8 protein-coding genes are annotated in these 14645 nt (G+C 63.9%); 3 read left to right on the top strand and 5 right to left on the bottom strand.

Annotated elements, in window-relative coordinates:
- Nucleotides 1–299 precede the first annotated feature (299 nt).
- Together CCR96_RS02940 and CCR96_RS02935 are read right to left on the bottom strand one after the other, a co-directional pair.
- A complete protein-coding gene (locus CCR96_RS02940) occupies nucleotides 300–1661 on the bottom strand; it encodes an ABC transporter ATP-binding protein (protein WP_242518396.1) in 1362 nt (453 codons plus the stop codon).
- Between the two features lie 77 nt (nucleotides 1662–1738).
- On the bottom strand, nucleotides 1739–2851 hold the full coding sequence (locus CCR96_RS02935) for a polyamine ABC transporter substrate-binding protein (RefSeq protein ID WP_201217009.1): 1113 nt from the start codon (nucleotides 2849–2851) through the stop codon (nucleotides 1739–1741).
- Nucleotides 2852–3248: 397 nt separating this feature from the next.
- Between CCR96_RS02935 and CCR96_RS25720 the strand changes: the two genes are divergently transcribed.
- From CCR96_RS25720 to CCR96_RS02920, 3 genes are read left to right on the top strand one after another with little or no spacing between them, the layout of a single operon-like run.
- Nucleotides 3249–4349 carry an HDOD domain-containing protein gene (locus CCR96_RS25720; RefSeq protein ID WP_201217006.1) on the top strand — a complete coding sequence of 367 codons (1101 nt, stop codon included), beginning with the start codon at nucleotides 3249–3251 and terminating at the stop codon, nucleotides 4347–4349.
- Nucleotides 4346–5566 (top strand): FIST signal transduction protein, encoded by a 1221-nt coding sequence (locus CCR96_RS02925; RefSeq protein WP_201217003.1) that lies wholly within the window; start codon nucleotides 4346–4348, stop codon nucleotides 5564–5566. The genes CCR96_RS25720 and CCR96_RS02925 overlap by 4 nt, the downstream gene beginning before the upstream one ends.
- A gap of 58 nt (nucleotides 5567–5624) precedes the next feature.
- On the top strand, nucleotides 5625–8048 hold the full coding sequence (locus tag CCR96_RS02920) for a putative bifunctional diguanylate cyclase/phosphodiesterase (protein WP_201216999.1): 2424 nt from the start codon (nucleotides 5625–5627) through the stop codon (nucleotides 8046–8048).
- 12 nt (nucleotides 8049–8060) lie between these two features.
- Here CCR96_RS02920 and CCR96_RS02915 read toward each other — a convergent pair whose 3' ends face one another.
- The 3 genes from CCR96_RS02915 to CCR96_RS02905 all read right to left on the bottom strand — a co-directional run.
- Complete coding sequence (locus tag CCR96_RS02915) at nucleotides 8061–11561, bottom strand: ATP-binding protein (RefSeq protein ID WP_201216996.1); 3501 nt, start codon at nucleotides 11559–11561, stop codon at nucleotides 8061–8063.
- Between the two features lie 25 nt (nucleotides 11562–11586).
- Nucleotides 11587–13080, bottom strand: coding sequence for a GAF domain-containing protein (locus CCR96_RS02910; RefSeq protein WP_201216993.1), 1494 nt, complete (start codon nucleotides 13078–13080; stop codon nucleotides 11587–11589).
- A gap of 313 nt (nucleotides 13081–13393) precedes the next feature.
- Nucleotides 13394–14645, bottom strand: a 1252-nt coding sequence (locus CCR96_RS02905) for an HsdM family class I SAM-dependent methyltransferase (protein ID WP_201216990.1), incomplete at its 5' end; no start/stop codon positions are given.

Below are 14645 nucleotides of genomic sequence, written 5' to 3'. Positions count from 1 at the left end.
ACGTTCAGAAATCGTGCTACTCGCATGGCTGATCAGGTGATCTTGGTCGTTGCAGGGTTGGCCAACCTCAAAAATAACTATGTTTTTCAATGAGAAAACGATTATTATTTGGTCACAAGTCTAATCAGTATTGCCTCCGCATGATGAAGCGCAAGTACTTCAAAGCCTCTGCTAACCAAGGAGTTCAACATCATCCAAGACCCTTATGTTTGTATTGATCATAATACTCGCCCCGACGTATGGATAGAGCCACCATAGAAGCTCAACGGATACCCGCTGAGCAAGAGTGAAGAGAGCCATCAATCGGTCAGCACCGCGCCACTGGTCGGCGACCACTCCATGGTCACCGGTTGCCCCCAGGTCAGCGCTTGCTCGGTGCGAGGCTGCACGTTGGTCAGCGTCATCTCAACGATCACGGAGCGCGCGTTGGCCTCAGCACTAAGCCGTGCATCGTCGTCAGCGCTAAACCGCTCATGGTCTTCAGTGCCAGGCATCGCACCCTCGTCACTATCGGGCCGGGAACCGTCATTGGAGGCAAGCTTGGTCGCGCCAGCATCCAGCGCCGCTGGCGTACTCGCTTGCACCCGCACCCGATAGATCGAGACATCGCCAAGGTAGGCGATATCCTCCACCACACCGGACAAGCGGTTCACTCCCGCATTCGCGTTTGCGTTCGTGCTCGCGCTCGCGCTCACCTTTACGTCGGCCTCATCCGCATCGACCAGCCTGGTGTCAGACGCCTTGGACTCGCAAGGACGCATCTTCTCCGGACGCACGGCAACACTCACCGGCGTGCCGATCGCGAATGGATGAAAGGCCTGCATCTGCATCATCGGCCCGAGCTGCGAGGCCACGCGCACCTGATTCCCTTCAACCGCGACCACCTTGCCGGGGAACAGGTTCACCGAGCCGATAAAGCGCGCGACCGCCTGGCAGTTGGGGTATTCGTAGATCGCGGTCGGCGTATCGACCTGCAGGATCTGTCCGGCGCGCATCACCGCGATCCGCGTCGACATGGTCATCGCCTCTTCCTGGTCATGGGTGACGGTGACGAAGGTGATGCCGAGTCGTTCCTGCAGATTGACCAGCTCGAACTGGGTGTTCTCGCGCAGACGCTTATCCAAAGCGCCGAGTGGCTCGTCGAGCAGCAACAACTTGGGCTGCTTGGCCAGACTGCGTGCTAGGGCGACACGCTGACGCTGACCGCCGGAGAGCTGATCGGGCTTGCGCCGCCGTAGCTCGCCGATCTGCAGCAGGTCAAGCATCTCACTGACGCGCTCGCCACGCTGGTGCCGCGGCATCCCCTCCTGCTTCAGCCCGAAGGCGACGTTCTGTTCCACATTCATGTGCGGGAACAGCGCATAAGACTGGAACATCATGTTCACCGGCCGCGCGTAGGCCGGCAGGTTGGTGACATCGGCCCCATCGATAAAGATGCGCCCGGAGGTCGGTCGCTCCAGCCCCGCGAGCAGCCGCAGCAAGGTCGACTTGCCACAGCCAGAGCCACCGAGCAGCGAGAAGAACTCGCCGCGGTAGATGTTCAGGCTCAGGTCATCGACCGCATAGACCTCGCCGAAGCGTTTGGTCACCCGCTCGATGCGCACATAGGGCGCCGCGCGCGGGTCCTGCCAGGGCTCGGGCGCGGAGAGCGGCTCAGCCATCGGTGCACGCGCCTTGCAGTCTGTGCGCCATCATCATGACTCCGTCGCGTTCGGCTCGGGTGGGTTTGGGGTGCTTGTCAGCGCTGCGCCTTGACCCGCGTCCAACGCCGATTCAGGTCGCGGATCTCGCGATCGGAGCGCTCATTCGGCACGAACAGACGCGCCTTGACCGCCGCTGGCGGGTAGATACCCACATCATCACGCAGCTCGGCATCCAAAAACTCAGTCGCGGCCAAGTTCGGATTGGCATAGTAGACATAGTTGGAGGCCTCGGCGATAACCTTCGGCTGCAACAGATAGGCGATGAAGGCCTGGGCGGCTTCGGGATTCGGCGCATCCTTCGGGATCGCCATCACATCGGTCCAGAGCGCCGCACCCTCGCGCGGGATCTGGTAGGCGATCTCCGGGCCATTGGCCTCTTCGGCCCGCGCCTGCGCCTGCAATACATCGCCGGAATAACCGTGCGCGACACAGAGATCGCCAGTCGCCAGATCGCTGGTGTACTGTGACGAATGGAAGTACCGGATAGAAGGGTGGATCTTGTTCAACAGCTCGGTCGCCGCGTCGAGATCGGCCGGATCGAGGCTGTTCGGGTCCTTGCCCAAATAGACCAGCGCGGCCGAGAAGACCTCGGTCGGGTCGTCTAACAGACTGATCCCGCAATCGGCCAGCTTGGCGGCCTTGTCCGGATCAAAGATCAGTGCCCAGGTATCCAACTCCGCGTCCTCGCCGAGCGCCGCGCGCACCTTGTCGAGGTTCAGCCCGAGACCGGACGTGCCCCACATGTAGGGCACCAGATGGGCGTTATCCGGATCGATCTCGGTGAGGCTGGCCATGATGGCCGGGTCTAGCTGATCAAGCCCCGGCAGCTGTTCCTTGTCCAGGGGCCGATAGAGACCGGCGGCGATGTGGCGCGCCGCAAACGGCCGCGCGGTTGGAAACACCAGATCGTAGCCGCTGCTGCCCGCAAACAGCTTGGCCTCCAGAACCTCATTGGCGTCGTAGACATCCAACACCGGCTCGATCCCCGTCTGCTCGGCAAAGCCGGACAGCGTGTCTTCAGCAAAATAGTCGTTCCAATTGTAGAGATGCACCCGCGGCGTTTCAGCCAGTGCCACAGCCGGCACAGCCAAGGCGATCGCCAGTAGCGAGCGCGACAACAGACAACGAAGACGACGAGCGCCAAGCATGATCAACAAGGTTGTACCCCCAAGCAAAGACGATAGCGACAACGCACGACACGACCGACACTCGGTCTACGCGGCGCCACCCCAGACAATGAATCGCGTGAGATTCAGGTTAAGGCGTCATGCTACTAAACTGCGCCTGAAAGGAAACCCAAATTTATGCCCCGGAACGCGCTCATCCTGCGTAACGACCACACCGCATAAGATGAAGGGCAGCACTGCTGGCCGCGTAGATGCAAAGCGTACATCTGCGTATCCCCACGTCACAGAGACTTGAGCGCTTGCGTCGCATCAAGATATCGCAAGACGCCCCATCCCAAAATCCACTTGTCGATGATTTCCAACCGGCTAACATTAGAGGATCTCAGCGATACCATAATGCGCCGGAGAATAGGACGCCTTGAGCACGCCCAGAACACTCCTCAACAACGCCGCTGACCGCCTCCCGAGCCCCAGCGGGGTTGCGCTCGCAATCATGGAACTCTGGCAAGACGATCGCACAACGGTCGAACAGCTCGCCCACCTGGTGCAGGCTGATCCGGCGCTTTGCGGGCGTCTGCTCAAGCTCGCAAACTCAGCAAGCCTGGGCTCCAGACCCGTCAGCTCGATCAATGCGGCCATCATCAAGGTCGGGCTCAAGACCGTCGGCGAACTCGCGGTCGCCTTCTCGCTGATCGACAAAGGTCACAGCAATCACTGCGAGGCGTTCGATTATCTGGAATTCTGGTCGCACTCGCTGCTGATGGGACTGCTCTGCCGGGCACTTGGCAGACGCACGAAGGTCGCGCCCCCTGAAGACCTCTTCTCGTGCGCCCTGATGTCCCGGATCGGCCTACTGGCGTTTGCCACCATCTATCCCAGCGAATACTCAGAGCTGCTAAAGGCGCATCCAGCCAACCTAGCCGCTGCAGAGTTTGAGCGCTTTGGTTTCGACCACAATGAGCTCTCGGCCGAGATGCTGTCTGACTTTGGCGTGCCGAACGTGCTCGCGGAGGCGTCCAAATTCCACGAACAGCCGAACGCATCGGGCTATGCCCAGGGCTCGCGCTCGGCACAACTGGTGCACCTGTTCCATCTCAGTTATCGACTCTCCGAGCTTTGCCTGAGCATCAACATCGAGCGCGATGACGAGGGCGATCTTAGGCTGCCCCGAGCGCATCCGCTCAACCTCACCGCTGACCAGGTGACGGAGATCCTCAAGCAGAGTCTGACCGACTGGGAGGACTGGTCGAAAACCCTCGATCTCCCCGTCATCCCGCTCGCGCAGCTGCCCGAGACCGCAGACGATTCAGGTCTCGATCAGTCTCGGTCTCGCCCGGCGCGAAGCCAGCCATCAGCACTTCGACGCCTTGCTGAGTCTTGCCGACACCGCACTCTACGCAGCCAAGTCCGGCGGACGCAATCGGATCTGCTACTCACATCAGCAGCAGATACGCCACCTCGGCATCCCGGCCTAAACCGCAAACCTTACCCAGATGACAGCCGCAGGAGCCCCCGATGATCTCGACCGCCCACCGTCTGGCACTGGGTCAGGCCCGCCACAACGACGCCATCACCGCAGCCCAGCAAGCCGCTCATCAGGCGATGGATCAGCTCAGCAGCGCGCCCAGTTGGGGCTTGGTGTTTGCGGGCGGTCGTCATGACCCGAGTGCCTTGCTCGCCGGTCTACGACAGGTCCTCGGCGAGATCCCCTTGGTCGGCGGCAGCGCGGCTGGTCTGATCACCGCCCAAGGCGCCACCCTGACCGGCTTCGAGTGCGGACTCATGCTATTCGGCGCTTCACTCGCACCTGGCGCCATCGTCGCCGAGACCGGACTTTGCGATACCTACGCAACCGGCCAACGCCTCGGTGCCGCGCTCAGCACCGCCTGCCCTGAGGCCACCAGCGTGCTCCTGCTCTACGATTCGGTGCACTCGGTCTCAGCACGCGAGCTGCATCTTGCCGGCCCTCTGATCGACGGCTTCAACCAAGGACTCGGCGAACACCAGGTCGCCCTGTTCGGCGCCGGTACCCTGAGCGATCTGACCATGGAGCACAGCGTCGTCTTCAACGGCCAGGAGCCCACTGAACACACCGCGGTCGCGGTCGCCATGCCACCCGGGCTGACCAACCATATCCGCATCACGCACGGCTGCTACCCGGCCAGCGATTTCATGACCATCACCCGTATCGAAGGTCCACGGGTACTCGAACTCGACGGCCGACCCGCATTGCAGGTCGCTGCCGAACGTCTCAATCGCTCGGTTGCGGAGATGGCGCAGCTCTCCCCAGCGACGCTGCCGCTGACCTTGGGCGAAAAACAGGGGGCACCCTTTGCGCCCTTCAGCGACGATCTCTACAACAATCGACTGGTGGTCGCCGCGGATGCCGACTCCGGGGCGCTGATCCTGTTCGAGGCCGACTTCGCGGTCGGCACCCGCGTACAATTGATGGACATCGACCCGCAACGCATGATTGACTCGGCGCGTGAGCAGACCGAGCAACTGCTCGCCGATTTGGGTCAAGTCGCGCCGGTATTCGGTCTCTACATCGACTGCGTTGGCCGAGCGATGGCCTTCCATGGCCTCGATGAGGACGAGTCAATGCCAGTGCGCACGCTGATCGGTCAACACTGCCCGCTGCTTGGATTCTTCAGCGGTGTCGAGATCGCGCCGATCCGAGGTCGCAGCCGACCGCTCGACTGGACCGGCGTCCTCGCGCTCTTCACCCTGACCTGAAACGAACGGGGTCTGCGAAGCCGCCGTCATATCCCACAGCCCTTGCCGCAGGTTATCATTGCCCGACATCGATGATGCTTATGACGATGACGATGATGATGAAGACCCAGCCACCTTAAGCGACTCACCGCCGATGGACGACGCGCAAACAGCCCAGGAGGCGATCGCCTACTATCGTGAGCAGTACGATGCGATCGGCGCTCGGCTGTTGCGTTTACAAGGGGATCTGAGAGACGCACGCCGCGATGCGCAGCGCCAGCGCATCATCGCCACTCTGATCCAGCAGCTCTATCAACTCGACGTCGCGGCCGTCTCGGCAACCGACCCCGATCGGCAACTTGGTGAGCGCCTGGTCGCCCTGCTCGTCGAATCCCTTCACCTCGATTGCGCCGCACTGTTGACACGCAGCGATGACCAGACCCTCAGTGTCGAGCATGCATTTGGGCTGGACCCTGGCTTTCAATTCACCAACCTCAGCGAACTCCCCGAGCAGGCCCATAGCGCGGCCCCTGAGCAACTGCCCACAGCGGTGCGAGCGGCGGTCGAATCAAGCGGCCTGCGCCGATGGCTCTGGTCGGCCCCAGTGGGCGCCGAAGCCATGCTGTTGTTGGGTCGCAGACATGAGCAGGGCGCCGGGGTCGGACTCAGCTTCGAGGCCGGCGATCAGGCGATCGCCCAATCGGTACTCGCGGTCTACCTGGCGCTAAGCGAACGTCGCCGCGCGAAACGCGCCCTGCACAGCGCACGGATCGACTATCGCACCCTGTTCGAGAGCGCCCAAGACGCATTCGTCATCATCGACGGTCGCAGCAACGCCTTGCTCGAGGCCAATCAGCAGGCGCTGAGCTTGCTCGGCACCGATTGCGAGCAACTGCAGCAGCGCCCCCTGATCAGCTGGCTCATTGATCCCGATCCGCAAGGCTGGCGGCGGCGCTGGCGCCGGACGCTCATCAGCGGTCGCGCCGAGCAGCTCGAATGCCAGCTGCGCACCCTGGCCGGACAGCCGTTCTGGGTCGAGCTGCGCCTGATCCGCATCGGCACCCTAGAGCGTGGTCATTTGCTCCTGGTCGCTCGCGATATCAGCAAGCGCAAACAGGTCGAGCTGCAGCTGCGCCACTACGCCTTTCGCGATGAACTCACCCAACTGCCGAACCGAGCGCAGATGTATCGACGTCTGGAACAGGCGCTCGAACGCCAACGCCAAGAGCCGGACTATCAGTTCGCGCTGATGTTCCTCGATCTGGATCGCTTCAAGCGGATCAACGACAGCCTTGGCCATAGCCTGGGCGACCGCCTACTGGTCGCAATCGGCCAACGCCTGCAAGGCCAGCTGAGCCCGCGGGATACCATCGCTCGACTCGGCGGCGATGAGTTCTTGATCTTGGCGACCGATGTTCCAGACCCGCTGGTCGCCTACCAACGCGCGCATCGGCTCGAGCGCGCCTTGCGCGCGCCCTTCACCGTCAGTGGTCAGGAGATCTTCACCAGCGCCAGCATCGGCATCGTGCTGGCCAATCACCACTACGATCAGCCCGAGGCCATGCTGCGCGATGCCGATATCGCCATGTATCAGGCCAAGCGGCATGAGGGCCGCGAGCATCGCTACGCCCTGTTCAATCCGGCGATGCATGCCCGCGCGCTCGCCGACATGGAGCTGGAGCGCGATCTGCGCCGCGCCCTGAAGCAGCAGGAGCTGATGCTCTATTACCAGCCGATCGTCAGGCTCGCCGATGGTGCCATCACCGGCTTCGAGGCCTTGGTCCGTTGGCGTCATCCGCAGCACGGGATGGTGCCACCGAACCGCTTCATCCCGCTGGCCGAAGACACGCTGCTGATCCTCGATATCAGCCGCTTCGTGCTGCGCGAGGCCGGCCGTCAGGCCTTGGCTTGGTCCAGGTGCTTCCAGCGATCCCCCATCGTCAACGTCAACCTCTCCGGGCGCCAGTTCATCAGCAGTGAGGTCGCCACGGAGACCAGCCAGTTGATTGCCGAGGTCGGCTGCCCGCCCGCCTTGATCAACATCGAGATCACCGAGAGCGCCATCCTCACCAACAAGGCGCTCGCCCTCGCCGGCATGGAAGGCCTGCATGCGCAAGGCTTCAAGCTGAGCATGGACGACTTCGGCACCGGCTACTCCTCGCTCAGCTATCTGCACGAATTCCCGTTCGACAGCATCAAGATCGACCAGAGCTTCGTCAGTCGGCTCACCCGTGAGCCACGCACCGCCGCCATCGTCACCGCCATCCTGCGCCTGGCGGAGACGCTCGAGAAACGCGTCATCGCCGAGGGCATCGAGACACCCGATCAGCTCGCCGCCCTGCAACGGCTCGGCTGCGCCGGCGGCCAGGGTTACCTGTTCTCGCCGCCGGTCGAGGCCAGCGCGGCTGAAGCGCTGTACAAACAGCCCAGCTGGATCGCGCCCAGCGCCTCTGGCACCGACGCTGACCAGGCCCTATGGAACGCTGAGCCTGAGCAAGACTGACGAACCAGCGCCTCAGCTTGAGCGACGGATACGCTCTTCCAAGCCATCACGCAGCTGCTTGGCCAGTTCCGCGGCCTCCTCCATCTCATAGGCCTCGAGCAGCGCCTCCAAGGGCGCGAAGCGCTGCCGGCCAAGCGCCCGCGCGAGGCCATCGAGGGTCTCGCGCTCGATCAGTTGCGCCTGTTCGAGCGCCGGGATCACGTCCTCCAACAGCGCCAGCGCGCGCGCCGCATCCAGCGCTTGTTCGTCCGCTTCGGCCGCTTCGCCCGCCGGCCGCGCACTCGCCGTGGCCCAGTCCTCGAGCAGCCGCAGATCCTCCTGTAAACGCTCCAGGGCGCTACCGAGTTGCTCCAGCAGCGCGGCAAACGACGGCTCGTTGTCCAAAAACGCCCGCTCCTCGCCCTTGCGCCCCCGCTCCTCGCCCTTGTGCCCCCGCTCGTCGCCCTGGGCGACCTGCTCGCCGCCCTTGAGCACCTGCTCGATCGCATTGCTGAGTTCGGGGATCTCGCGAATCGCCAGATTGGCGGTGACCCCCTTGAGCGTATGCAGCAACTCCTTCGCGGCCTCAATGCGCCGCTCGGCGAGCAGGCCGAGCAGCCGTTCATGCACGTCCGCATACTGATGGGCCAGCTTGAGCAAGGCCTTGCGATAGCTGTGCTCGTCTTTCCAAAGCTTGAGCCCGGCACGGATATCGACCAGCATCAGCGGCAGCGTCTCAATGCCGACCCGGGTTGCCTCGGGCGCACGCACTGCTTGGCCAGGGGTCTGCTTGCCGAAGGACGGGAAATGCCCGGCGATCTTGGTATAGAGATCCTCGAAGTCGATCGGCTTGGCGACGAAATCATCGGCACCGGCATCAAAGCACATCGCCTGGTCGCTCTCGAGCACGCTGGCGGTGAGCATGATGATCGGGATGTGGCCACCGGTCTCGCGCTCCTCGGCGCGGATCGCGCGGATCGCATCGAAGCCGTTCATCACCGGCATGTGGGCATCCATCAGGATCAGATCGAAGGGCTCTTGCGCCAGCCGCTCCAGCGCCGCCCGACCGTGCTCCACGGCAATGATCCGATGCTCACGCTGCGCGAGGCGGAGCTGCACCAGCTCCTGATTGAGCTGGATGTCCTCGACCAGCAGGATCTTCAGCGGCCGGGTCCACAGCGAGACCCGCGCCTCGGTCTCGTCCCGAGGCTGGCAGGCGAGCGGGTCCGGCGCTGGTGGCAGCGGGATCACGAACTGGAAGCAACTGCCAACGCCCTCGGTGCTCTCGACCCAGATCCGTCCGCCCATCTCCTCGACGATGCCGCGGCTGATCGCGGTGCCCAGGCCCGTGCCGCCAAAGCGGCGCGTGGTCGACTGATCGGCCTGGGCGAAGCGCTCAAAGATCTTGTGCAGATGCTCGGCGGCGATACCGATACCGGTATCGATGACCTTCACGTGCACCTGCACAGGCTCCGGTGCAGACTCTAGCGCAGACCCCTGCTCAAACGCCCGCTTAGGCTCCTGCTCATACTCCCACTCAGTCGCCTGCTTGGGCGTCCGCTTAGACTCCCGCTCAGAGTCCAGATCAGGCGCCGGCTCAGGCTCATCGCCGAGGTCGATCTCAAGGCGGATGCCGCCGCGATCGGTGAACTTGAGCGCGTTGCCGAGCAGGTTCATCAGCACCTGGCGCAGCTTGGTCGGATCGCCCAGCGCGCAGGCCGGGATGCGCTCATCGATGCGCAGCGACATCTCCAACCCCTTGCGCGCGGCATTGACCGCGATCATCTCGGTCACGCCGCCGGCCAACTCCGGCAGGCTGAACGGGATGGACTCGATCTCCATGCGCCCAGACTCGAGCTTGGAGACATCGAGGATGTCGTTGAGGATGCTCATCAATGAGCGCGCCGCCGAGCGCACCGAGGTCAGCAACCGCGTCTGCTGTGGCTCCAGCGCGGTCTCCAGCACCAGCTCGGTCATGCCGAGGATGGCGTTCATCGGCGTGCGGATCTCATGGCTCATATTGGCCAGAAAGATCGACTTCGCCTGACTGGCCTGCTCGGCGGCCTGCTTCGCCTGGTCCAGCTCGCGGGTGCGCATCCGCACCCGCGCCTCCAGCTCCTCGTTGAGCTGGCGCATGCGCTGGGTGTAGGCGCGCTGCTCGGTGACATCCTGGGCCAGGAACACCCACCCGAGCAGCTCGCCGCCCGGTGCCAGCACCGGCGCGATGCGATTCTCGAACACATGCTCGGGCAGACCGGGGAAGTCGGCGCACTCGAAGCTGACCTCTTGCTCGGCCGTCAGTCCCTGTTGCAGCGGTTCGCGCGGCAACCCCATCTGTTGGCTCAGCACCTCGATCGGACGCCCGATGGCCGCCTGCTTGGCGAGCCCAAAGATCAGCTCGGCGGCCGGATTGAAGAAGGCGATGCGTCGCTCGCGATCGATGGCGAAGATGCCGAGCGCGAGCGAGGCATTGAGGATGCTGTTGAGAAAGGTCCGCTGCTCGAGCAGCTCCAGCTCGGCCTTTTTCAGCGCGGTGATCTCGCGGCGCGCGACCAAGGCCCCAGGGAAATCACCATTGAGCCGGGTCGCGCTCAACTCGAACCAGCGGGTACCCCAGGCCAGCGCATCGGCGACCTCGAGCTGATAGCGGCTTTGCTCGGCGGCCAGCACCTGGCGCAGCCCGTCGGCGAAGGCCTGGCCGCCCAGCGCTGGATCGGTGTGGGTCTGGGCCCGGGCCTGGGCCTGGGCAGCGACACCGAGATCGAAATTTGCATCCGTGTTGGGATTGGCGGCAGTGCCAGTGCCGGTACAGCCGCCAGCGCTGGCGCCATCGCCAGTGCCAGCATCAGCACCGGCATCGGCATCGGCATCGGCATCGGCATCGGCATCGGCATCGGCATCGGCATCGGCATCGGCACCGGCATCGACCGCCAGCAAGGCCTCGAAATCCAGCCCCTGCCAGTCACCAGCCGCGGTGCGCTCGCGGCCGCGCTCGAGCTCATAGTCGAGCCAGGCCTGATTGACCATCACCACCTGCGCATCGCCGTCGAGCACCAGTTGCTGCAGATCGGTCGCATCGGTGAGCGCCTGCAGCAGGCTACGGCTCTCCTCGAGCCCCTGCTCAAGCTGTTGCAGGCGCTGTTTCTGCTGGCGCTGCTCGCTGATGTCGACGATCAACCCTTGACGACTGACGCCGCGATCTCCCTCGCGCTGGACCTGCCCGGCATCACGGACCCAACACTGGCCGCCATCGGCCTTGAGCAGCCGATACTGCAGGCTGTACTGGTCGCCAGCGCGCAGTTGCTTCTCCAATTCGCGCTTGACCCGTGCCCGATCGGGCTTGGCGATCAATGCCTCCATGCGCTCGGCCGAAGCACCATCCAAGGTCTCGAGCGGGCAGCCGATCAGGCCTTCGGCATCGCCGCTGACCTGGATCAGCGCCTGCGGATCATCGAGCGGAATCCGATAGGCGAGGACGCTCCCCAGATGCGGCGCCAGCAGCTCAAACGGTCGGTCGATCTGGTTATGCATCATCAGTGATCGCGCTGCCGCAGCCCCGCTACAACCAGGCCATCAACTGCTCGCGCAGCTGCTGCGCGGCGAACAGGTTGTTGTCGTCCCAGGGCCGAGAGAAGCCGTTGCGCACCTCGACCCATTTCTCGAACGAGTTACGCGGCGACAGGCGCTGGCCGTCGCCAGTGGCCTCCATCGGCTTCTCCGGATTACCGGCCCAGGCCACCTCGGTGATCTCCTCGGGGCGCAGCAGATAGAGGTTCAGCAGCGCATCGCCCAGGCGCTGGCTGCGCAGGCTGATCGCCAGCAGGCCGCAGAGCTGGCTCGGCGCGATCGCCAGCGCGCCGGTCAGGCTGTCCGGCAGATGATCCAGCGCCACCACCGGCTCAGGCTGATTGAGCAGCAGCCACTGATGCAGGCGCTGCAAGGTCGCGTCATCCAGCACCTCGCCGAGCGCGGTCAGGTTGTCACCGACAAAGAGCGCGCCGCTGCTCGCCGCAAACAGCTCGGCCAGCGCGGGGAATCCGGCGGTCAGCGCACTGGCAAGGGGTTCGCCCTGATCGACCGACTGGCGGATGCCGGCCAAGATCCCGCTCAGCTGCTCATGGATGCCGCGCTGCGCGGTCTTGCGGAACGCATCCAGCGACTCGACGTACTCTTCGGCCAGGGCCTTGCAGCGCAGCCGCGCCGCCAGCGAGATCGACAGCGGCGCGGGATGATGACAGGCGATCAGCCCCCAGAGCTTGCCCTCGACCATGATCGAGACCGAGAACGAGGAGCGCACGCCCATGTTGCGCAGGTACTCACGATGCACCGGCGAGACCGAGCGCAGATCGGCCCAGGTCAGATCCAGCGCGCTGCCGGCATCGGCATGACCGAGGATCTCGATCGGCTCGAGCGCCGAGTCGGGGATATGTCGATACGGCGTCTGCGCATAGAGGTTGCGCGCGATCGCCGGGATATCCGAGGCCGGAAAGCGCAGCCCGAAGTAGGTGCCCTTGCCGGCGACCACGCTCTCGGCGATGACCACCCCGGACCAATCCGGCCGGAACCGATACAGCATCACCCGCTCATAGCCGGTCAGGGCGCGGATGCTGTCGACCAGCGCCTGCTGCAACTGTTCGAGCTTGGCCGCATCGATCGGCGCCGGCGGGCGCTGTAGCCGGTAGCGTTCCAGGTCCTCGGTGGCGTCAATCGCCGGCTCGAACTCGAGCAGCCAGCCAGCGCTGTTCGGCGAGATCACCAGATCGAGCTCGCCACAGCCTAGGTCGAGCGCGTTGCTCAATTGCACGCGCTTGCCGGCATTGCGCGGCAGGGTGTCGAGTTCGGGCAGGTTCTCATCGAGCCACTGGTGGCCATCCTGCTCCAGCAGCTCGCTCGGCTCCATGCCCAGCCAGTCCGCTGAATTGGCGCTCGCATAGCGGATCAAGCCGCTCTTCTTGTCGATAAAGAGCAAGGCCCCCTGGGGCTGGATCAGCCCGGAGTTGGCCAAGCGTTCGCGCTCGCATTCGTTCAGCTGCGCTTGCTGAAGCTCGCTCATCAAAGCCCTCCCCGTGCAGGCTGTTTGCTATTGAATCGATTCGATGCTTAGGTCGGGCGCATTATGGGGGGTTAAGGCCAGGACTTGCCAGTTTGGACGCGTGCCCGCCCCCGTGCTCTACCCGCATCCGGATCAGGTGGGCCTTGCTGAACGAGAAGGGGTTTAACGCGCATCGTGCCGCGCTCCCCTGCCGCCGGTCCTGATCGTCGGCCCCATCCGGGGCGCTGGTCGACGGCGGCTTCGCATCCGGCCTCAATGCTGCCGAGATGGATCGAGCCTCGTGCCGAATGGCAGCGGTTCGCAGCCGATCCCATCAGTCGTGTTGGCCGAGCTTCGCCAGCACCTCGCGGAAACTGGCCAAGCCGGCCTCGAGGTTCTCGATGATCTCCTCGGCAAGTTCCTCGGGCTCCGGCAGGTTGTCCAGATCGGTGAGGCTCTTGTCCTTGAGCCAGAAGACATCGAGGCTGGCCTTGTCGCGGGCGAGCAGCTCTTCGGCGTCGTAGCAGCGCCAGCGGCCCTCGGGGCTGGTGTCCGGGTCCCAGGTCGCTCGGCGCTCATGGCGATTGCGTGGGTTGTAGCACTGGATGAAGTCGGCCAGGTGCTCAAAGCGCATCGGCTTCTGCTTCAGCGTGTGATGCACGTTGGTGCGGTAGTCGTAGTACCAGACGGCCTTGGTCCAGGGGTCTGGGCTGGCCACCCGGTTGTCGAAGAAGATCACATTGGCCTTGACACCTTGGGCGTAGAAGATGCCGGTCGGCAGGCGCAGGATGGTATGCAGCTCCGTGCTCTCGAGCAGCTTGCGGCGGATGGTCTCGCCGGCACCGCCCTCGAACAGGACGTTGTCGGGCACCACCACCGCCGCGCGACCGCTGCTCTTGAGCATGGTGCGGATGTGCTGGACGAAGTTCAGCTGCTTGTTCGAGGTCGTCGCCCAGAAGTCCTGGCGGTTGTAGGTCAGCTCCTCGCTCGCCTGCTCGCCCTCCTCGTTGGTGAAGCTCATCGAGCTCTTCTTACCAAACGGCGGATTGGCCAGCACGTAGTCGTAGCTGCGCGGACTTGGAGCAACCAGGGCATCGGTGGGCGAGATGTTGCCCTCGCTGTCGATATCGCCGATGTTGTGCAGCACCAGATTCATCAGGCACAGCCGGCGGGTGTTGGCAACGATCTCGTGGCCGTGGAAGGTCTGATTCTTCAGGAACTGCTTCTGGGATCTATCCAACCGGTAGTTGTCGCGGTTGGAGAGGAAGTCCTGAGCGGCGAGAAAGAAGCCGCCGGTGCCACAAGCGGGATCAGCGATGGTGCGCATCGGCGCGGGGCGCACGCACTCGACCATGGCGCGGATCAACGGCCGTGGTGTGAAGTACTGGCCAGCACCGGACTTGGTGTCCTCGGCATTCTTCTCCAGCAGGCCCTCGTAGATGTCGCCTTTGACATCAGTGCCCATCGTCACCCAGCTGGTGCTGTCGACCATGTCGATCAGCCGATACAGCTTCGCCGGGTCCTGGATCTTGTTCTGCGCCTTGGTGAAGATCTGCCCTAGCATGCCGGTGCTGCTGCCGAGCCTG

Origin of the sequence: Halochromatium roseum (assembly GCF_016653315.1) — a bacterium.
Classification (GTDB): domain Bacteria; phylum Pseudomonadota; class Gammaproteobacteria; order Chromatiales; family Chromatiaceae; genus Lamprobacter; species Lamprobacter roseus.
This window is presented reverse-complemented; position numbering and strand designations above follow the sequence as displayed.

Excerpts from the sequence above, each read along its gene's own strand:
- CCR96_RS02935 (WP_201217009.1), bottom strand. The coding sequence starts at position 2,851 with ATGCTTGGCGCTCGTCGTCTTCGTTGTCTGTTGTCGCGCTCGCTACTG.
- CCR96_RS02915 (WP_201216996.1), bottom strand. The coding sequence starts at position 11,561 with ATGATGCATAACCAGATCGACCGACCGTTTGAGCTGCTGGCGCCGCAT.
- CCR96_RS02925 (WP_201217003.1), top strand. The coding sequence starts at position 4,346 with ATGATCTCGACCGCCCACCGTCTGGCACTGGGTCAGGCCCGCCACAAC.
- CCR96_RS02940 (WP_242518396.1), bottom strand. The coding sequence starts at position 1,661 with ATGGCTGAGCCGCTCTCCGCGCCCGAGCCCTGGCAGGACCCGCGCGCG.
- CCR96_RS02910 (WP_201216993.1), bottom strand. The coding sequence starts at position 13,080 with ATGAGCGAGCTTCAGCAAGCGCAGCTGAACGAATGCGAGCGCGAACGC.